Raw genomic sequence first — 17,522 nt, forward strand, 5'->3', positions numbered from 1 at the left:
GTAACGTGCATTGCGCAGGGCACTCGCCGGGGCACCTGTCACGCCTGAATCCCAGACCCGAAGCGCACCCACCCCGTGCGCGGGCAGAGATCCAGGTGAGCCGCACTGGTCCCCGGAGAACCCGGGTGCCGGACCGACGGAGGAGCAATCGTGACCGTGGAGAGCACTGCCGCGCGCAAGCCGCGCCGCAGCGGCACCAAGCGGCCGGCCGGCGCGGCAAGCGCCGCCAAGCCCGCCGCTGCCACCGCGAAGACGCATGACGCCGAGCCTCAGCTCGTACAGCTGCTGACGCCCGAGGGGGTGCGCGTCGACGTCGCGGAGAATCCGGACGTCGCGGAATTCGCGCCCTTCGTCGCCGACATCACCACCGACGACCTGCGCGGTCTGTACCGCGACATGGTCATGACCCGCCGCTTCGACGGCGAGGCGACCGCCCTCCAGCGCCAGGGCGAGCTGGGCCTGTGGGCCTCGCTGCTCGGGCAGGAGGCCGCCCAGATCGGCTCCGGCCGGGCCCTGCGCGACGACGACTACGTCTTCCCGACCTACCGCGAACACGGTGTGGCCTGGTGCCGCGGGGTCGACCCGACCAACCTGCTCGGCATGTTCCGCGGTGTGAACCACGGTGGCTGGGACCCGACCACCAACAACTTCCACCTGTACACGATCGTCATCGGCTCCCAGACGCTGCACGCGACCGGGTACGCGATGGGCGTGGCCAAGGACGGCGCCGACTCGGCCGTCATCGCCTACTTCGGCGACGGCGCGTCCAGCCAGGGCGACGTGGCGGAGGCCTTCACCTTCTCGGCGGTCTACAACTCGCCCGTGGTGTTCTTCTGCCAGAACAACCAGTGGGCCATCTCCGAGCCCACCGAGCGCCAGATGCGCGTACCGCTCTACCAGCGCGCCCAGGGCTTCGGCTTCCCGGGCGTCCGGGTGGACGGCAACGACGTGCTGGCCTGCCTCGCGGTCACCCGCTGGGCGCTGGAGCGGGCCCGCCGGGGAGAGGGGCCCACCCTGGTGGAGGCCTTCACGTACCGGATGGGTGCGCACACCACCTCCGACGACCCGACGAAGTACCGGCGCGATGAGGAGACGGCGGCCTGGGAGGCCAAGGACCCGATCCTGCGCCTGAAGGCCCACCTGCTGGCCACCGGAGGCGCCGACGAGGCGTACTTCGAGCAGCTGGAGGTGGAGAGCGAGGCCCTCGGCAAGCGGGTGCGCGAGGTCGTGCGCTCGATGCCCGACCCCGACACGATGGCGATCTTCGAGAACGTCTACGCGGACGGGCACGCGCTCGTCGACGAGGAGCGCGCGCAGTTCGCCGCCTACCTCGCGTCCTTCGAAGGCGGGGAGTGACCGTCATGGCCGTACAGAAGCTCACCATCGCCAAGGCGCTCAACGACTCCCTGCGCAAGGCCCTGGAAGAGGACCCCAAGGTCCTGATCATGGGCGAGGACGTCGGCAAGCTCGGCGGCGTCTTCCGCATCACCGACGGACTCCAGAAGGACTTCGGCGAGGAGCGGGTCATCGACACCCCGCTCGCCGAGTCCGGCATCGTCGGCACCGCGATCGGCCTGGCCCTGCGCGGGTACCGGCCGGTCGTGGAGATCCAGTTCGACGGGTTCGTCTTCCCCGCGTACGACCAGATCGTCACGCAGCTCGCCAAGATGCACGCGCGCTCGCTCGGCACCATCAAGATGCCGGTCGTCATCCGCATTCCCTACGCGGGCGGCATCGGCGCGGTCGAGCACCACTCGGAGTCCCCGGAGACGCTGTTCGCGCACGTCCCGGGCCTGAAGGTGGTCTCGCCGTCCAACGCGAGCGACGCCTACTGGATGCTCCAGCAGGCCATCCTCAGCGACGACCCGGTGATCTTCTTCGAGCCGAAGCGCCGCTACTGGGACAAGGGCGAGGTCGACTTCGAGGCCATCCCCGACGCCCTGCACGGCTCCCGGGTGGCCCGTGCGGGCACCGACATCACCCTCGCGGCCTACGGGCCCATGGTGAAGGTCTGCCTGGAGGCCGCCGCGGCCGCCGCCGAGGAGGGCAAGTCGGTGGAGGTCGTCGACCTGCGCTCGATGTCCCCGGTCGACTTCGACGGGATCCAGGCGTCGGTGGAGAAGACCCGCCGGCTCGTGGTGGTCCACGAGGCGCCGGTGTTCCTCGGTGTGGGTTCGGAGATCGCCGCTCGCATCACGGAGCGGTGCTTCTACCACCTGGAGGCGCCCGTGCTGCGCGTGGGCGGTTACCACGCCCCGTACCCGCCGGCCCGCCTGGAGGACGAGTATCTGCCGGGCCTGGACAGGGTGCTCGACGCAGTCGACCGCTCGTTGGCGTACTGAGGAGAGCCCTGCGATGACGATCCGCGAATTCAAGATGCCCGATGTGGGCGAGGGCCTCACCGAGGCCGAGATCCTCAAGTGGTACGTCCAGCCGGGTGACACCGTCACCGACGGCCAGGTCGTGTGCGAGGTGGAGACGGCGAAGGCGGCCGTCGAGCTGCCGATCCCCTTCGACGGGGTCGTGCACGCGCTCCTCTTCGAGGAGGGCGTCACGGTCGACGTCGGCCAGGTCATCATTTCGGTGCAGACCGCTCCCGGCGACGAGGCCCCGGCCGCGGCTCCGGCCGTTGCGGCGCCCGTCGCCGCGGCGCCCGTCGCCGCGGCGGAGCCCGAGGCGCCCGCCGCCCGCCAGCCCGTCCTGGTCGGCTACGGAGTCTCCACCGCCTCTACGAAGCGCCGCCCGCGCAAGGCCGCGCCGCAGCCCGCGGTCGCCGCGCAGAACGGCACGGGCGTGGCCCCGGCCGCGGCCGCTCCGGCCCCTGCGGCGGCTCCGGCCGTCGTGGTCCCGGCGCAGTCCGGCGCGGGCAAGGCGCTGGCGAAGCCGCCGGTGCGCAAGCTCGCCAAGGACCTCGGCATCGACTTGGCGGCGGTGACCCCGACCGGCGACGGCGGGGTCGTGACCCGTGAGGACGTGCACGCGGCGGCCGCGGCGGCCATCGCCCCGCAGGCCGTTTCCCCGGCGGTCCCGGTGGCCCAGGCGGCTCCCGTACAGGCCCAGGCCCCGGCTCCGGCCCAGGCTTCGGCTCCGGCCGCGGCGGCCGGGTCCGCCCGCGAGACCCGCATCCCGGTCAAGGGCGTCCGCAAGGTCACCGCCCAGGCCATGGTCGGCTCCGCCTTCACCGCGCCGCACGTCACCGAGTTCATCACCTTCGACGTGACCCGCACGATGAAGCTGGTCCAGGAGCTCAAGGAGGACCCGGACCTCGCGGGGCTCCGGATCAACCCGCTGCTCCTGATCGCCAAGGCCGTCCTCGTGGCGATCCGCCGCAACCCCGACGTCAACGCGTCCTGGGACGAGGCGGCCCAGGAGATCGTGCTCAAGCACTACGTCAACCTGGGCATCGCGGCGGCCACCCCCCGCGGGCTGATCGTCCCGAACATCAAGGACGCGCACGCCAAGACGCTCGGCGAGCTGTCGCAGGCCCTGTCCGGGCTGGTCGCCACGGCCCGCGAGGGCAAGACCTCCCCGGCCGACATGCAGCACGGCACGATCACCATCACCAACGTCGGTGTCTTCGGCGTCGACACCGGTACGCCCATCCTGAACCCCGGAGAGTCCGCGATCCTCGCGGTCGGCGCGATCAAGCTCCAGCCGTGGGTCCACAAGGGCAAGGTCAAGGCCCGCCACGTCACCACCCTGGCGCTGTCCTTCGACCACCGTCTCATCGACGGCGAACTCGGCTCCCGCTTCCTCGCGGACATCGCCGCCGTCCTGGAGCACCCGCGCCGTCTGATCACCTGGTCCTGACGGCCCGGCGGACCGGCCTCCGGGTATTCCACCCGGAGGCCGGAATTCCGTACCAAACCGCCTCTGACGTGCGGAAACTCTTTGTGGAGCGCCGTCATCCGGTGTGATCATCGGCTCATGCACTTCCGCGCTGCCACAGCAGACACCACCGACATGGACCGCGCCCTCGCCTACCCGGCCGACGGCCCCGTCCCCGCCCTCACCACCGAGAAGATCCGCGAAGAGCTCGCCGCGGGCCAGATGCGCCCCGAGTGGACCTGGTTCGCCGAGGACGAGAACGGCGAGATCCTGGCCCGCGCCCTGTGGTGGGGCCGCGCCGACCGGGAGAGCCCGAACGCGCTCGACTGCCTCCAGGTGCGGAGCTCCGTGGCCGACCCGGCCGCCGTCGCCGCCGGGCTGCTCGCCGCCGGGCACGAGGCCTTCGGCAAGCTCCCCGAATACAACCTCTCGCTGCCGCGCGACTGGCGCACCTCCCCGGACGGCCTGGTCGACGCGGTCGCCTGGCGCCAGAAGGCCGCCGCCGCCTCCGGCCTGGTCCGCGAGATCGAGCGGCTCCGCTTCGAGTGGACCCCGGCCGCCGGTACCGCCGAGCCCACCGGCCGCCTCGTCTTCCGCGAGGGCACCGACGAGGAGTTCCTCGACGCCTTCGTCCGCCTCGCGCACGGCAGCCTGGACCTGCACACGCAGAACGAGCTCCGCACGATCGACGCCGAGGAACTGGCGCGCGACGACATCGAGTTCTACACCGACTGCCCGGGCGAGCGCTCCTGGTGGCGGCTGGCCCACCTGCCCGACGGCACGCTCGCCGGCATGGCGATCCCGTCCGCGACCCCGTACCACCGCAACGTCGGCTACCTCGGCGTGGTCCCCGAGCAGCGCGGCAAGGGCCTCATCGACGAGATCCTCGGCGAGATCACCCGCTTCCACGCCTCCGAGGGAGCCGACCGCATCACCGCCACCACGGACACCGTGAACACCCCGATGGCCGCCGCCTTCACCCGCGCCGGCTACGAGGTCACGGAGATCCGCCTGGTCCTCGAGGGACCGGCCGCGGCAACCGGCTGACCCGGGCACTGGTGGCGGGGCCACCACGCCGTGGCCTCCCGGGCGGCGTGGAAGGTGACCCGGCCACCACGGGGCGGTACCGCCCGGTCCCGGCGGGGCCCGCCGGGCCGGACCCACCGCGGCCGGGCGAAGGCCCGTACCGCGGTCTCCGCCGGGCGAGCGGCGGATCGCCGCGGGACGTGCCGGTCTGATGGTCCGCCCTGCACGCACGGGCGCATGTGTGTGACGGGTCCACCTGGTTCCCGGACCGCTTCCAGCCGCAGGGTTGAGGAGCGCCGGAGACCACGGGGGAAGGGATGGATCCGCAATGACCGTCACGAGTCTTGAGCGACCGGACACGCTGAGCAGCCGGTTCGTACCGGACCCGGTCGTGGGCGAGCTCTGTGCCGAGCTGTTCGCCTCGCTGCCGCGGAGCGACCAGCGACGCAAGGGGGAGCTGTACGTGCGGGGCCTGCTCCGGGCCGAGGGGCGCAAGTCGATCCGGAACATCGCCGCGTACGTCGGAGACCGGGCGGCCGAGCAGAGCCTGCACCACTTCGTCGTCTCCTCCACGTGGGACTGGGGACCGGTACGGGCGGCGCTGGCCCGATACCTGGAGCGGGCCCTGCCGCCCCAGGCCTGGGTGGTGCGGCCGATGGTGATATCCAAGGCCGGCACGGAGTCGGTGGGAGTCGACCGCCGGTTCGTGCCCGAACTCGGCCAGATGGTCAACAGCCAGGCCGCCTACGGGATCTGGTCGGTCGGCGAGGAGCGGAGCTGCCCGGTGAACTGGCGCCTCACCCTCTCCCGCAAGTGGCGTGACAGCATCGGTCCGCTGCCGCCGAACGCCCGCGAGTCGGAAATGGCCTCCACCTCGCTGGAGTTGGCCGCCGGAGCCGTGGAGGAACTGCGGGGCTGGGCGGGGCGGACCCCCCACCGGCCCGTGGTGCTCGACCTTCCCGGCCTCGATCCCGCGGCGGTCGCCCGGCGCTTCGAGCCGAGCGGAACGCACTTCGTGGTACCGGCCCGCGGATCCCTGCGCGTCCGGTGTGTGGACGTGGCCCTCCCGGGGACGGCCGATCGTGAACTCGCCGCGCACCAGCTGCTCCTCATGGCACGCACCCTGCGCCGGCCGGTGACCTGGCAGGACCCGTCCACCGGGCGGCCCCGCGTCAGCCTGGTGGCCGCCGTACGCGTGGAGCCGGCGAACGCTCCCGGGCCGCAGCTGCTGTTCGGCGAGTGGAGCGATCCGCTGGGCCGGCCCGACCGGTGCTGGGTCACCGATATGACCCAGGCGCACCCGGGTGCGCTGCTGCGGCTGGCGAAGCGGGCGCGGCAGGTCGAAGCCGACTTCACCCACGTCTCCCGGAGGGTGGGGCTCACCGACTTCGGCGGTCGCTCCTTCGAAGGCTGGCACCGGCACACCACCCTGGCCTCCGCCGCGCACGCGGTCCGGGTCCTCGCCCGGCGCGCCGCGGAGCACTAGGCCGTCTTGCCGATCGGGCCGGATCAGCCGGCGGCGTGCCCGTGCTGCCGCCGCTCCTGGTCGAGGGCCTTGCGGGTGCGCTGCAGCTGGAGGGCGAGCTGCACCTGGAGGGCCCGGGCCGGCTGCTGCCAGTCCTCGCCGAGGATCTCGGTGATCCGCTCCAGCCTGCGGGAGACGGTGTTGGGGTGGACGTGCAGCGCCTCCGCCGCCCGGGACGGGCTGTTGGCGGAGGCGAAGTAGGCCTCCATGGTGCGGATCAGCTCGGTGTACTGCTGGTCGTCGTAGTCGAGCACCGGACCGATGGTGTCGTTGATGAACCCGGCGATGTCCGGCTTCTCGGAGAGCAGGACACCGAGGAAGCCGAGCTCTTCGGGGGAGGCGCTGCCGCCGGGGCCGGTGAGCGCGGCCACCGCGTCCAGGCAGCGCAGGGCCTCCTGGTGCAGGCGGACGATCGCCGCCGGGCTGTCGGCCGGCCCGGCCGAACCGGCGGTCACCGGCTTGCCGAGCACCTCGGACAGCTCCTTGGACGCCGTCCTGGCGATGTCGCCCGCCGCGGTGCCGGGGAGCAGCAGCACCACGAGGTCGCCTTCCACGCTCTTGAGGCCGTGGTGGCGGTTGGCGTACGAGGCGGCCCAGGCGGCCACCCGGCCCTGGATCCCCCCTTCGGGGCGGACGATCACGAGGACGTGGGGTTCGTCCAGGTCGAGTCCGAGGCGCCGGCTCTGCTCCGCGATCAGCGCCGGCGACGGTGACGGGCCGCGCAGCAGGTCGTGCAAGAACTCGTCGCGCAGGTGCCCCTCGGCGGCCGCCATGCCCTGGTTCATCAGCAGTACGACGGCGGTCACCTGGGCGGTGAGTGCCAGGAGCTGCAGGCGGTGGTCGGTGACCGGGGTGTCGGTGGCGAGGAGGAGCGTGCCCAGCATCTCGTCGCCCGCGGCGATCGAGGCGACCCACACCCCGTCGCCCGCGTTGCGGGGCAGTCGGTCGGTGTGCGCGTCCAGCAGGGCGGTACGGACCCGGGTCTCGTCCGGTTCCGGGAGACCGGCGCCCGGGCAGGCGAGGGTCCGGCCGGCCGGGTCCCGTACGAGGAGGGTGCCGCCGAGGTCCTTGGCCGCCTCGGCGGTCAGGCTGCCGAGGTCGCCGCCGCTCAGCACGAGGTCGAGCAGGCGGCCGTGGGTCTCCCGGAGCCGGCGGGCGGTGGTGGAGGAGTCCAGGGCGCGGGAGGTGCCCTGTTCCAGCTCGGCGACCTCGTACCGGGTCTGCTCCAGCAGGCGGGCCTTCTCGATCGCGACCGTCGCGAGGTCGGCGAGGGAGCTCATGAGGGAGGTCTCGTCGGGCGTGAAGTGCCTGACGTTGCGGTCCGCGACGTAGAGGGCGCCCCACGTGGTGCCCTCGTGCCTGAGCGGGATGGCCATGACGGCGCGCAGGCCCTCTGCCTGCACCACTTCGTCGATCACCTTGCTGTGCCGGAAGCTCTGGTCGTTCATGTAGTCGGCCGACCAGAACGGCGAGGCCCCGTCGACGGCCCGCTTGCCGACGCCGCCGTCCAGCGGGACGGCGAACCCGATCGTCAGCGCCGAGGCGTGGCCGTCCGCCGAGCGCACCAGGGAGCACCCGCTCTCGGCATCGTCGAGGGCGACCCAAGCCATGTCGAGCCCCAGCAGCAGCCGGGCCCGCCGCGTGATGACTTTGAGCAGGGCGTCCACGTCGTAGGGAAGCGTCAGGTCGCGCGCGGTGTCCACGAGGGCGGCCAGGCCGGCTTCGCGCTGCCGGCGGCGGACGAAAAGTGCCCGGACTCCCAGGCTTTGGTCCCTGGCCCTGGTCAACTGGGCCAGCGCCGCACCGGACATGCCGGATTCACGCGCCTTTCGCACCGCGTCGTCGAATGCGGATGCCGGCGCCTCTTTGTTCAGCAGTTCCAGCATCTCGTAGGCATGGTCGACCACGTGTGTACCGCCCCCCCGGGTAACAAGCCCTTCACCACCGGATCCTTGACGGTCCGATCGCTCTCTGGCCTGCATGAACGTAGCTCTCGGGGCAAGATCCGGTCAAGAATCCGCGACCCGGGACGAGGCCACGCTCCAGCCGGGGTCGGGGGGTGGCGGCCGGGCACTTCAGGACTGGTGGATGAAGTCCTGAACCAGCTTCACGAATTCGGCAGGCTTCTCATAGACCACCACGTGACCGCTCTCCAGCTCGGCGTACGAGCTGTTCTTGATGGCGGCGTGCAGTTCACGGGAGTTCTCCACGGGGACCGTGATGTCCAGGGAGCAGCCGATGACCAGCGTCTCGGCTTCGATCTTCGGCAGCAGGTGCCGGATGTCCGCGCGCAGGTTGAGGTCGATGTGGCGCAGCGCGCCCTCGCTCGGCTGGTTGCCGGAGATGATGCCCTCCAGCTGCTCGCGGCCGATGCCGTTGAGGAAGGAGCGGCTGAACGCGGTCAGGGTGCCGAAGCGGCCGAACGCGTCCGGCTTGTCATCCAGCGCACGCCACACGGTCATCAGGTTGCGCATGTACTCGTCCTCGGGGGCGGCCCAGCCGGCCGTGAGGACCAGGCGCCGCACCAGGTCCGGGCGGGTGGCGGCGACCGTCGCGGAGATGACCGCGCCGAGCGAGAAGCCGACCAGGTCGACCGGGCCGTTCCCGGCCTCCTCGATCACACCGATCACCTGGGCGGCGAGCCGCTCCACCGTCAGCTCGGTGCCGTCGTCCTCGGTGGCACCACAGCCGGAAAGGTCCGGCAGGAGCACGGTGCGGCTCCCGGCGAACTCGTCGGCGAGGTGGCCCCAGGTTCCCTGGGCCCCGAAGCCGGTGCCGTGGACGAAGAGCAGACCGGTGCCGGACCCGCGGACCTGGTAGTCCACGCGGGCGTCACCTGCGGACACGATGGGCAATTTTTTCCCCTTGATAGCTTCATTGCCGGTTTTTCGATGCGCTCCGCCATCGCCAAAGGCAGGGGAAACGCCTTCGGAAAGGTAAGGGGAGGGAAGGGGAGTGCGGGAGTTTCCTCGGGCAATCTGTCAGGTCGGCTCCGGCCCGGTAGCCTCCCGGCCCAGGAGGGGGTGGGGGCAGGGTGTCCATCGCGGAATTGCAGGTGTGTGCCGTCGAGGCCGCCGATGTCACGGGCGGCGTCTGCGTGGTGCGGTGCATCGGCGGCGTGGCGCGGTCCGGGCAGGTGTTCGCGGCCGGCGCGCTGCGGACCAGGCTGCGGGGGATCGAGCGGTACGGGCGCACGGTCGGGTCCTTCGACGCGGGGCACGTGGCGAAGGTGCACCTCACCGGGCCCGTGGTCGCGCTGCTCGGTCCCGGGCAGGTACTGACGTACGTACCGCCGGACGGGCACGCGCTGGCCGAACTGGAGGACTGGCTTGCCGACGATCCCCCCTTGTCGGACGAGCCGCATTCGGAGAGGCTGCGGTGCCTGGCCACGCTCTCGATGCAGAACGAGGAGCTGTCCGAGGCGGTGCGGCTGCGCTGGGCCCGGATCGTGCTGGCCGCCCTCGACCGGCTGGGCCGGCCGGAGGAACGGCCCTACGTGCAGGCCTACTTGATCGGGAGCCTCGGCTCGGGCGAGGACGGGGACCCGGACCGGGACCCCGCCGCCCTGTGCCGGGAGGTACTGGCCCGCTTCGAGCTGACCCCGGACCAGGCGGCGGCGCAGGCCCGGGTCTGGCGTGACCTGCGGCGTCCGGAGATCCTGCGGCTGCGCCGCATCAAGAACCTGCTCCGCTGCACGGAAGCGGCCCGGCCGTACCTCGCGGAGACCGACCCCCTGGCGGCGGCGGTCGACGCCTGGACCGCGGTGCGCCCGGGGCTTCCGTAGGAAGGGGTCAGCGCGCCGCGTTGCCGAGCACCTTGGCCGGGGTGAGGCGTACGACGACCCGTACTTCCTCGGCCGGGGCGTTCGCGTACTCCGCGCCCGCGCCCGGCCCCTCGTACTCCTCCGCGATGCGGACGGCGACGGCCCGGCCGATGTCCTCGGTGACGGTGGCGGTGCCGCGGATCTCGGCGTAGAGGAACGGGTTGGCCAGGTCGAAGACGGTGAGCCCGATCCGGGCGTCCCGGACGATGTTGCGCTCCTTGCGGCGGCCGCGCTCGGTGGAGATCAGGATCTCGTCCCCGTCGCGGGTCACCCACACCACCGAACTCTGCGGGCTGCCATCGGGGTTGAGGGTGGCGAGCACCGCCGGATGGGGGGCGTCGAGGAGCTTGCGCACGGTGTCGTTCAGCACGGGAGTCATGTGGGAACGGTAGTTGGGCGGGGCGCCGGCCCGCGGCCGGTTTCTCGCGGACCCGGGCCGACTACGGCAGGTCGGCCGGTGGCTGTCCGCTGATCAGCAGCCGCCCTCGTCCTTGACCAGGCACTTCTCCGCCCACTGGCCCAGCTCCGTGAGCGCGGGCTTCAGTGCGGCGCCCCGGTCCGTCAGTCGGTAGGCCACGCGCAGGGGCGGTCCCTCGTCGACCTCGCGCAGGACGAGACCCGCCGCGGCGAGCTCGACCAGGCGGTCGGACAGCATGCGCTCGCTGATGCCGGCGATGGACCTGCGCAGGTCCGCGAAGTGCACCGGTCCTTCCATCAGCGAGGCCAGGATCACGCCGGTCCAGCGCTTGCCGAGCAGCCCGAAGACCTGGGTGATTCCATCGCTCACCCGGCTGCAGGCCCCGGTGTCCTGGTGCTGCTTGGTCTTGCCCGACTCGTCCGCCATGGCCCCAGGGTACTACCCCGTACTTAGGGGGTGAGAAAAAGTAAGTGACTGTGCTAATAATAGTGACGTACGAAATTGCACCCGCCTTTGGAGGCTCTCATGGTCACGCTGCTGCACCTGGACTCGTCCCTGAACCCCGTCGGCTCCACCTCGCGTGCGGTGACCGCCGCGTTCCGCAAGGCCTGGCAGGAGGAGAACCCCGAGGGCACGGTCGTCTACCGCGACCTGGCCGCGGAGCCCGTCCCGCACTTGGACGGGCTCACCGTGTCCGCCGCCTACGCCGACCCCTCCACCCACACCCCCGAGCAGGCCGCGGCCTTCGCCGAGCGGCTGAAGCTGGTGGAGGAGCTGGAGCGGGCGGACGCCGTGCTGATCGGCGCCCCGATGTACAACTTCTCGATCCCCTCCACGCTGAAGGCCTGGCTCGACCAGGTCATCGTGGTGGGCCGCAACACCGGACCCGAGTCGCCCCTCAAGGGCCTGCCCGTCACCGTCGTCGCCAGCCGCGGCGGTTCGTACGCGCCGGGCACCCCGCGCGCGGGCATGGAGTTCGCGACGAACTACCTGGAGGGGGTGCTCACCGAGATGTTCGGCGCCGAGGTCGACTTCATCGTCCCCGAGCTGACCCTGGCCGCGACCGTTCCGGCGATGGCCGAGCTCATCCCCCTCGCGGAGGCCTCGTACGCACAGGCGCTCGTGGACGCGGAGTCGAAGGGCAAGTCCCTGAAGGTACCGGTGGCTTAAGCCGCCCGAGGCATCTCCGGCCCCGCCTTCGGCCCGCCTTCGGCCTCAGGCCGAAGGCACCTGCGCCCCCGTCGGATCAGCGCCCGTCGGCTCAGCCCCCGTCGGCTCCGCGCCCTGCCGGAGCGCTTCGAGCAAGGCGCGTACGGGGGGCCGGCCCAAGGACACCTTGCGGACCGCCGCGTAGACCGCCCGGACCGGGCGCGGATCGCGGACGGGGCGTACGACGACCCCCGGATGGCGAGCGCCCGCCACGGCCGCCGTCCCCGACCCGAAGCCGGGGTTCAGGCCCATGCGCGGCATCAGGCCGATGCCGAGGCCGGCCGCGACGAACCCCTGCGCCGTCGGGTAGTCCTCGCTCTGCACCACGAAGTCCGGGCTGAAGCCCGCCGCCGCACAGGCTTCGAGCACCGGCTCCAGGCAGGGGCCGGGCGGCTCGCTGCCGACCCACTGCTCGTCCGCGAGTTCCACGAGGGCGATCGTCTCCCGGGACGCCAGCCGGTGCCCGGCCGGGAGCACGGCGTCGTACGGGTCGTCGAGCAGGTGGACCAGTTCCACGTCCTCGCGCGGCCGGGTCCGGGGTGCGATGACCAGGGCGAGGTCGGCGCGGCCCTGCTCCACCTCCTGCAGCGGGTCCTCGGGGTCGGTCATCCGCAGGTCGATCCGCACGTCCGGGTGTGCGCGGCGCAGCCCCGCCAGGGCGGGGGCCACCAGGGCCGCGCCCGCCGTGGCGAAGTAGCGGACGGCGAGGCGGCCGGTGCGCCCGGCCCTGAGGTCGGCCAGCGCGGTCTCCGCCTCGGCGACGTTGCGGCTGATGACGGCCGCGTGGTCGGCGAGCAGCCGGCCCGCCGCCGTCGGACGGACGCCCCGCCCGACCCGTTCGAGCAGGGGGATGCCGGCCTGCCGCTCCAGGGCCGCCACCTGCTGGCTGACCGCGGAGGGGGTGTACCCCAGGTGGGCCGCCGCGGCGGTCACCGATCCGCTGGTGACGACCGCCCGCAGGACCTGCATCCTTCGCACATCGAGCATGTAGTACACGTTAACGGTTGGTGCAGAACCCTTTGCTTGTCCTGTCGTATCGGTTCCCGCACCGTGGGAGGAGGAGACCGCGACCCCGCGCACGGCGGCCCGCGGCCCGATACCCGAGGAGAAGAACCGTGATCGGTGCCGGACGCGTCGGTGTGCTCGCCCTCCTGTGGGGCTCGACGTTCTTGTGGATCGACCTGGCCCTGGAGGGATTCACCCCGGTCCAGGTCACGCTGGTCCGGTGCGCGCTCGGCGCCCTCGTCCTCGGGGCGGCGTGCCGCATCGCGCGTCAACGGCTGCCCGGGGGGCGGGCGATGTGGGGCCACGTCCTGGTCGCGGCGTTCTTCTGCAACGCGCTGCCGTTCGCCCTCTTCGGCATCGGCCAGCAGAGCGTCGACTCCGGACTCGCGGGCGTGCTGAACGCGACGACCCCGCTGTGGTCGCTCCTGATCGGGCTCGCCACCCGCGCCGAGCGCCGCCCGCAGGCGATCCGGGTGGCCGGTCTGCTGGTCGGGCTCGCCGGGACCGCGCTGATCTTCGCCCCGTGGCAGCGGTCGGGGCACGTGGGCTGGGGAGCCCTCGCCATCCTGGGGGCCGCCGCGAGCTATGCCTTCGCCTTCACCTACATGGGCCGCCACCTCGTCGGCAAGGGCGTGCCCACCCTGTCGCTCGCGACCGCCCAGCTCCTGGCGGCCACCGGGCTCACGACGCTGGCCCTGCCCGTGGGCGGCCTGACCGCGGTCCGGTTGCAGGCGGTGCCCCTGCTGGCCGTCGTGGTCCTCGGCGTCTTCGCCACCGGCCTCACCTTCTACCTCACGTACCGGATCATCGCCGACGAGGGCGCGACCGACGCCGCCACCGTCGGCTACCTGCTGCCGGTGGTCTCGGTGGCCCTGGGATCACTCGTACTCGGCGAGGAGCTCAGTGCGCGCGTGGTCGCCGGCATGGCCGTCGTCCTCCTGGGCGTGGCCCTGACCCGCCACCGGGCTACGGTCGTCACGCAAGCGAAGAGCCCCTCTCCCCGGATCGACCACCCGGACGACCGAACGCCACCGGCCAGGACCAAGGCCGGGGCCGCCGTCCGGCAGCCGGGGCGGGGGGCCTGACACACCCACGACCACTTGGGGGAAGCGGTGCCCGCAACGGCTGCTGCCACGTACGAACGGACGGACCGGCCGGCACGAATACCGGAGGTCGACGCCCTGCGCGGTTTCGCGCTCCTGGGCATCCTGGTCGTCAACGCGACGATGATGGCGAGCCCGTACGCCGGCGGCGGCGCCGTCGACCCGGACGCCACGACGCTCGACCAGGCCGCCGACGGGGTCGTGCAGACCCTGCTGGTCGGCAAGTTCTACCTGCTGTTCTCGTTCCTCTTCGGCTACAGCTTCACCCTCCAGCAGGACTCCGCGGCACGCGAGGGTGCGAGCGCCGTCCCCCGGATGCTGCGCCGCTCGCTCGGCCTGCTCGTCCTGGGCCTGCTGCACGCCGTACTGCTGTACACCGGCGACATCCTCATGACCTACGCGCTGATCGGCCTGGTCCTGATCGCCGCACGGAACTGCTCGCCCGGGACTGCCCTGCGCGCGGCCCGGGTCGTCTACGGCTGTGCGAGCGCCCTCCTGCTCCTCATGGGTCTGGGCTCCCTGTTCATGTCGGACACCGAGGCAGCGGAACTGACCGAAATCCCAACGGAGTTCGCCGCGCTGATCGCCGACTACCGCGGTGATCCGGCGTCCGTCGTGCGGGCCAACCTCGGCCAGCTGCCCGACACGCTCCTCGCCGTGCCGCTGATGGGCGGCTTCGTCCTGGCCGCCTTCCTGACCGGCCTGTACTGCGGCAAGCGCCGCCTCCTCGCCGACACGGGACGGTACGTGTCCCGGATGCGCCGCGTCTGCGTGCTCGGCGTCGTCGTGGGCCTGCCCGGCAGCCTCTTCATGGCCCTGGCCGCCGGCGGCGCGCTCGGCCCCCGGTGGATCCTGCTCGGTTCGGTCGTGGGCATGGTCACGGCTCCCGCGCTCACCGCCGCGTACGTCTGCGGGATGCTCCTCTTCACGAAGACGGCCCGGGGCGGGCGCACGGCACGGCTCCTGGCCCCCGCGGGCCGGATGGCCCTGACGAACTACCTGAGCCAGTCCCTCGTCATGGCCCTCGTCTTCACCGCCTACGGCCTCGCCCTCTACGACCGCGTCGGCACGGCCGCCGTCGTACTCGGGGCGCTCGTCCTCTACGCGGCCCAACTGGCCCTCAGCAGGCAGCTGATGGCCAGGTGCCGCTACGGCCCGGTGGAGTGGCTGCTGCGCGCGGTCACCCTCGCCCGCCTCCCGCGGGGCTGAAGACCGCTGAGGGCTGCTGAGGGCTGCTGAGGGCTGCCCCGCCGTCAGCTCCGCAGATCGAGCAGCATCACGTCACGGAGGTACGGCTCCGTGCCCGCGCCCGCCTCCTCGCCCGGGGGCCGGGCCTCGCCGATCTTGCGATATCCCCACGCCCGGTAGGCGGCCGAGGCGGCCGCCGCCTCTTGGTGGACCTTCAGCAGCACCCGCTCGGCCGGGAGGCCTTCGAGCAGCGCCGTGTGCAGCCGCCGCGCGACACCCTGTCCGCGCCACGCCCCGCGCACGGCCAGCTCGATGAGCCCGAAGGTGCGGCGGCCGTCCTCCCGCCGCATGGCGGCGGACACGGGCTCGGTGAGTTCGTCCCACCACACCGCGTCGGGCTGGAGCGTCCAGCCGAAGGCCATGCCGGCCGGTTCGCCTTCCGGGGTACGGGCCAGGGCCGCGCGGAAGGCGGGCCTGCGCGTCTGCTCGGGGAAGCGGCCGAAGGCGGCGGCGATCTCCTCCTCGGTCTCGTGGTGCGGGGCCTCCGCGAACGCCTCGGCGTAGACCAGCCCGAACGCCTCCGCGACCCGCACGGCGGCCGGACCGTCCATGCGCTCCGTCGTCATGCCCGCCTGCTGCGTCATACGGCTCCTTCGGGCGTCCGCCAGGGGATGTTGCGCCAGGGGCTCGCCGGGTCGGTGGTCAGGGTGAGGTGGGTGGCCAGCACGCTCGTGTACCACTCGCCGAACTCCTCCTCGTCGAAGTGCAGGCAGCGCCCCAGGACGTACCCGGCGGAGAACTCCTCCCACGAGCGGTACGTGGCCCTCGCCGCCTCTCCGGCCTGCCGTACGCCGTGTTCCGCGTCGGCCGGTGTTCCGTAGCGGGTCCCGAGGCCCCAGCGGGCCATCTGCGAGGCCCGGCCCTGGTCCCAGCCCTCCACGGAGCGGACCCAGCCGTCCTCGGGCAGCAGCCCGTCGGCGCGGAAGCGCTGTTCGTAGCGGGCGATCCGGCCGATCAGCCGCTGTGTGCCCGCGACCTCGCCCTCCACCTCGGCGGTGGGCCGGGGCGCGGCGACGGTGACCCCTTCGGGGGTGAGGAGCGGTTCGGCGGCCCGCTCGGCGTTGCGGCGCAGGGCGGTGGCGGCGGCGTGGCGCCAGTGCTCCACGTCGACGGGACCGGCGAAGTCGGAGGCCAGGACGCGGCGCACGCGCAGCGCGAACTCCCAGACGGGGCTGACCATCTCGGTGGCGAGCAGGCGGCGCAGTGTGTCGTGCCACTCGGCGGCGGTGGTGATGCCCCAGCCCTTGCGCAGCCGCTCGCGCTCTCGCAGGTAGCCGTTGCCGTGGTAGGCCAGCGCGTTCCAGAACTCCCCGTTGGAGACGGCGAGATGGGCTCCGACGGCGAGCCCGTGCGCGACCGGCCCGTGCAGCGGGCCGCCGACGTGCAGGGAGTGCACGGCTCCGGGGGCGAGCCCCCACACCGGGGCGGCGGCGTCCCAGTGGGCGCGCCAGCGGGCGAGGTCGGCGGGGGTGGTGGCGAGGTAGGCCTCGGCGGGGGATCCGGGGTTCACCGCGAGGTACGGGGGGTCGGCGGAGTCCCAGGCGTTCGCGAACCAGGCGAGGGACCTGGGCAGGTACACGGTGTGCGGGTCGGGGGCGGGGAGCATCCCGCGGGTGTGGACGACGAGGGAGCGCCGGTCGGGGGTGGGGTGGAACCGCACCTTCGTGGGCTCGGCTTCGACCTGGGCCCGGGACTGCGCGAGGAACAGCTCGCTCCGTGCGAGGGCGTCGAGGTACCCCGGCCAGTCCCCGCGCGCCTTGGCCCCGTACAGCTCGCGCTCGATGGAACTCGGCGCCGTCCACCCATCCATGTGGATCAGCCTAACGGGGGACCCTGTGCCCTCCGTGGGCCAGCTCGGCCCAGACGGTCTTGCCGACGACCCGGTCGCAGGAGCCCCAGCGCTCCGAGAGCGCGCTCACGATGTGCAGGCCGCGCCCGAACTGGTCGTCGTCGGTCACCGCTCGCGGTTCGGGGCGGCGCTCTCCCTTTGGATCGGTGACCTCGATGCGGAGCACTGCTCCCGTGAGCTGGACCGCGACCCGGAGGTACCGGTCCCACAGGGAGCCGTGCAGCAGCGCGTTGGTGAGCAGCTCGCTCGTCAGCAGCGCCACGTCCGAAGCGAGCTCGGGCTGCCCCCAGGCGACCGCGAGCCAGGCGGAGTGCCGACGGGCCCTCGGTACGGAGTCCTGGCGGGGCGGGTAGTTCCGTACGTCCTGACGCTCCATGGATGTGCACCTCCGGTACGGGCGGTGGCATGCCGGGCAGCCCGGTGCGCTTCCGCCAACTGACTCTGTGCGGTGAGTAGTTCCTTCGATGCCGACCGTAGGGATGACACCT

Annotated in this window: 17 protein-coding genes; 9 read left to right on the forward strand and 8 right to left on the reverse strand. The window is 72.5% G+C overall.

From position 1 onward, the window contains the following. Window positions 1–150 precede the first annotated feature (150 nt). The 5 genes from pdhA (at window position 151) to ACFYYB_RS29575 (ending at window position 6,340) form a co-directional block, all read left to right on the forward strand. Window positions 151–1,356 (forward strand): pyruvate dehydrogenase (acetyl-transferring) E1 component subunit alpha, encoded by a 1,206-nt coding sequence (gene pdhA, locus ACFYYB_RS29555; protein WP_385367010.1) that lies wholly within the window; start codon window positions 151–153, stop codon window positions 1,354–1,356. Between the two features lie 5 nt (window positions 1,357–1,361). Beyond that, complete coding sequence (locus ACFYYB_RS29560) at window positions 1,362–2,342, forward strand: alpha-ketoacid dehydrogenase subunit beta (RefSeq protein WP_389438841.1); 981 nt, start codon at window positions 1,362–1,364, stop codon at window positions 2,340–2,342. 13 nt (window positions 2,343–2,355) lie between these two features. Beyond that, the gene (locus tag ACFYYB_RS29565; RefSeq protein WP_389438843.1) at window positions 2,356–3,810 is read left to right on the forward strand and encodes a dihydrolipoamide acetyltransferase family protein; all 1,455 of its coding nucleotides are present in this window, start codon (window positions 2,356–2,358) and stop codon (window positions 3,808–3,810) included. Between the two features lie 117 nt (window positions 3,811–3,927). Beyond that, on the forward strand, window positions 3,928–4,875 hold the full coding sequence (locus ACFYYB_RS29570) for a GNAT family N-acetyltransferase (RefSeq protein WP_389438845.1): 948 nt from the start codon (window positions 3,928–3,930) through the stop codon (window positions 4,873–4,875). 307 nt (window positions 4,876–5,182) lie between these two features. Next, complete coding sequence (locus tag ACFYYB_RS29575; RefSeq protein ID WP_389438848.1) at window positions 5,183–6,340, forward strand: IS701 family transposase; 1,158 nt, start codon at window positions 5,183–5,185, stop codon at window positions 6,338–6,340. Window positions 6,341–6,363: 23 nt separating this feature from the next. Here the strand turns inward: ACFYYB_RS29575 and ACFYYB_RS29580 are convergent, their stop codons facing one another. Continuing rightward, on the reverse strand, window positions 6,364–8,286 hold the full coding sequence (locus ACFYYB_RS29580; protein WP_389438850.1) for a helix-turn-helix domain-containing protein: 1,923 nt from the start codon (window positions 8,284–8,286) through the stop codon (window positions 6,364–6,366). A 168-nt stretch (window positions 8,287–8,454) separates the two neighbouring features. Further along, the gene (locus ACFYYB_RS29585; RefSeq protein ID WP_389438852.1) at window positions 8,455–9,225 is read right to left on the reverse strand and encodes an alpha/beta fold hydrolase; all 771 of its coding nucleotides are present in this window, start codon (window positions 9,223–9,225) and stop codon (window positions 8,455–8,457) included. A gap of 188 nt (window positions 9,226–9,413) precedes the next feature. Between ACFYYB_RS29585 and ACFYYB_RS29590 the strand changes: the two genes are divergently transcribed. Continuing rightward, window positions 9,414–10,163: a hypothetical protein gene (locus ACFYYB_RS29590; protein WP_389438854.1), complete on the forward strand. Its 750-nt coding sequence runs from the start codon at window positions 9,414–9,416 to the stop codon at window positions 10,161–10,163. A 7-nt stretch (window positions 10,164–10,170) separates the two neighbouring features. Here ACFYYB_RS29590 and ACFYYB_RS29595 read toward each other — a convergent pair whose 3' ends face one another. Both ACFYYB_RS29595 and ACFYYB_RS29600 read right to left on the reverse strand, forming a co-directional pair. Next, a complete protein-coding gene (locus tag ACFYYB_RS29595; protein ID WP_389438856.1) occupies window positions 10,171–10,581 on the reverse strand; it encodes a PPOX class F420-dependent oxidoreductase in 411 nt (136 codons plus the stop codon). Window positions 10,582–10,674: 93 nt separating this feature from the next. Further along, window positions 10,675–11,046 carry a winged helix-turn-helix transcriptional regulator gene (locus ACFYYB_RS29600; RefSeq protein WP_389438858.1) on the reverse strand — a complete coding sequence of 124 codons (372 nt, stop codon included), beginning with the start codon at window positions 11,044–11,046 and terminating at the stop codon, window positions 10,675–10,677. Window positions 11,047–11,145: 99 nt separating this feature from the next. On the opposite strand from ACFYYB_RS29600, the gene ACFYYB_RS29605 reads away from it, so the two are divergent. After that, window positions 11,146–11,790 (forward strand): FMN-dependent NADH-azoreductase, encoded by a 645-nt coding sequence (locus tag ACFYYB_RS29605; protein ID WP_389438860.1) that lies wholly within the window; start codon window positions 11,146–11,148, stop codon window positions 11,788–11,790. A 45-nt stretch (window positions 11,791–11,835) separates the two neighbouring features. On the opposite strand, the gene ACFYYB_RS29610 is transcribed toward ACFYYB_RS29605, so the two are convergent. Continuing rightward, on the reverse strand, window positions 11,836–12,816 hold the full coding sequence (locus ACFYYB_RS29610; protein ID WP_389438862.1) for a LysR family transcriptional regulator: 981 nt from the start codon (window positions 12,814–12,816) through the stop codon (window positions 11,836–11,838). Between the two features lie 128 nt (window positions 12,817–12,944). On the opposite strand from ACFYYB_RS29610, the gene ACFYYB_RS29615 reads away from it, so the two are divergent. After that, a complete protein-coding gene (locus tag ACFYYB_RS29615; RefSeq protein WP_389438864.1) occupies window positions 12,945–13,919 on the forward strand; it encodes a DMT family transporter in 975 nt (324 codons plus the stop codon). A 27-nt stretch (window positions 13,920–13,946) separates the two neighbouring features. Further along, window positions 13,947–15,146 carry a DUF418 domain-containing protein gene (locus ACFYYB_RS29620; protein WP_389438866.1) on the forward strand — a complete coding sequence of 400 codons (1,200 nt, stop codon included), beginning with the start codon at window positions 13,947–13,949 and terminating at the stop codon, window positions 15,144–15,146. A 44-nt stretch (window positions 15,147–15,190) separates the two neighbouring features. On the opposite strand, the gene ACFYYB_RS29625 is transcribed toward ACFYYB_RS29620, so the two are convergent. The 3 genes from ACFYYB_RS29625 to ACFYYB_RS29635 are packed head-to-tail and all read right to left on the reverse strand — an operon-like array spanning window position 15,191 to window position 17,410. Next, the gene (locus ACFYYB_RS29625; protein ID WP_389438868.1) at window positions 15,191–15,769 is read right to left on the reverse strand and encodes a GNAT family N-acetyltransferase; all 579 of its coding nucleotides are present in this window, start codon (window positions 15,767–15,769) and stop codon (window positions 15,191–15,193) included. Next, window positions 15,766–16,995, reverse strand: a complete 1,230-nt coding sequence (locus ACFYYB_RS29630; RefSeq protein WP_389438870.1) for a DUF1266 domain-containing protein — start codon at window positions 16,993–16,995, stop codon at window positions 15,766–15,768. Before ACFYYB_RS29630 ends, ACFYYB_RS29625 begins: the two co-directional genes overlap by 4 nt. A 10-nt stretch (window positions 16,996–17,005) precedes the next feature. After that, the gene (locus tag ACFYYB_RS29635; RefSeq protein ID WP_389438872.1) at window positions 17,006–17,410 is read right to left on the reverse strand and encodes an ATP-binding protein; all 405 of its coding nucleotides are present in this window, start codon (window positions 17,408–17,410) and stop codon (window positions 17,006–17,008) included. Window positions 17,411–17,522: the final 112 nt, after the last annotated feature.

The sequence above is a fragment of the Streptomyces sp. NPDC002886 genome (assembly GCF_042888445.1).
In the GTDB taxonomy this organism is placed as follows: domain Bacteria; phylum Actinomycetota; class Actinomycetes; order Streptomycetales; family Streptomycetaceae; genus Streptomyces.

Coding starts and splice junctions, on each gene's coding strand:
- ACFYYB_RS29575 (WP_389438848.1), top strand. CDS start 5,183: ATGACCGTCACGAGTCTTGAGCGACCGGACACGCTGAGCAGCCGGTTC.
- ACFYYB_RS29625 (WP_389438868.1), bottom strand. CDS start 15,769: ATGACGCAGCAGGCGGGCATGACGACGGAGCGCATGGACGGTCCGGCC.
- ACFYYB_RS29605 (WP_389438860.1), top strand. CDS start 11,146: ATGGTCACGCTGCTGCACCTGGACTCGTCCCTGAACCCCGTCGGCTCC.
- ACFYYB_RS29565 (WP_389438843.1), top strand. CDS start 2,356: ATGACGATCCGCGAATTCAAGATGCCCGATGTGGGCGAGGGCCTCACC.
- ACFYYB_RS29635 (WP_389438872.1), bottom strand. CDS start 17,410: ATGGAGCGTCAGGACGTACGGAACTACCCGCCCCGCCAGGACTCCGTA.
- ACFYYB_RS29610 (WP_389438862.1), bottom strand. CDS start 12,816: ATGCTCGATGTGCGAAGGATGCAGGTCCTGCGGGCGGTCGTCACCAGC.
- ACFYYB_RS29595 (WP_389438856.1), bottom strand. CDS start 10,581: ATGACTCCCGTGCTGAACGACACCGTGCGCAAGCTCCTCGACGCCCCC.
- ACFYYB_RS29560 (WP_389438841.1), top strand. CDS start 1,362: ATGGCCGTACAGAAGCTCACCATCGCCAAGGCGCTCAACGACTCCCTG.
- ACFYYB_RS29600 (WP_389438858.1), bottom strand. CDS start 11,046: ATGGCGGACGAGTCGGGCAAGACCAAGCAGCACCAGGACACCGGGGCC.
- ACFYYB_RS29630 (WP_389438870.1), bottom strand. CDS start 16,995: ATGGATGGGTGGACGGCGCCGAGTTCCATCGAGCGCGAGCTGTACGGG.
- ACFYYB_RS29570 (WP_389438845.1), top strand. CDS start 3,928: ATGCACTTCCGCGCTGCCACAGCAGACACCACCGACATGGACCGCGCC.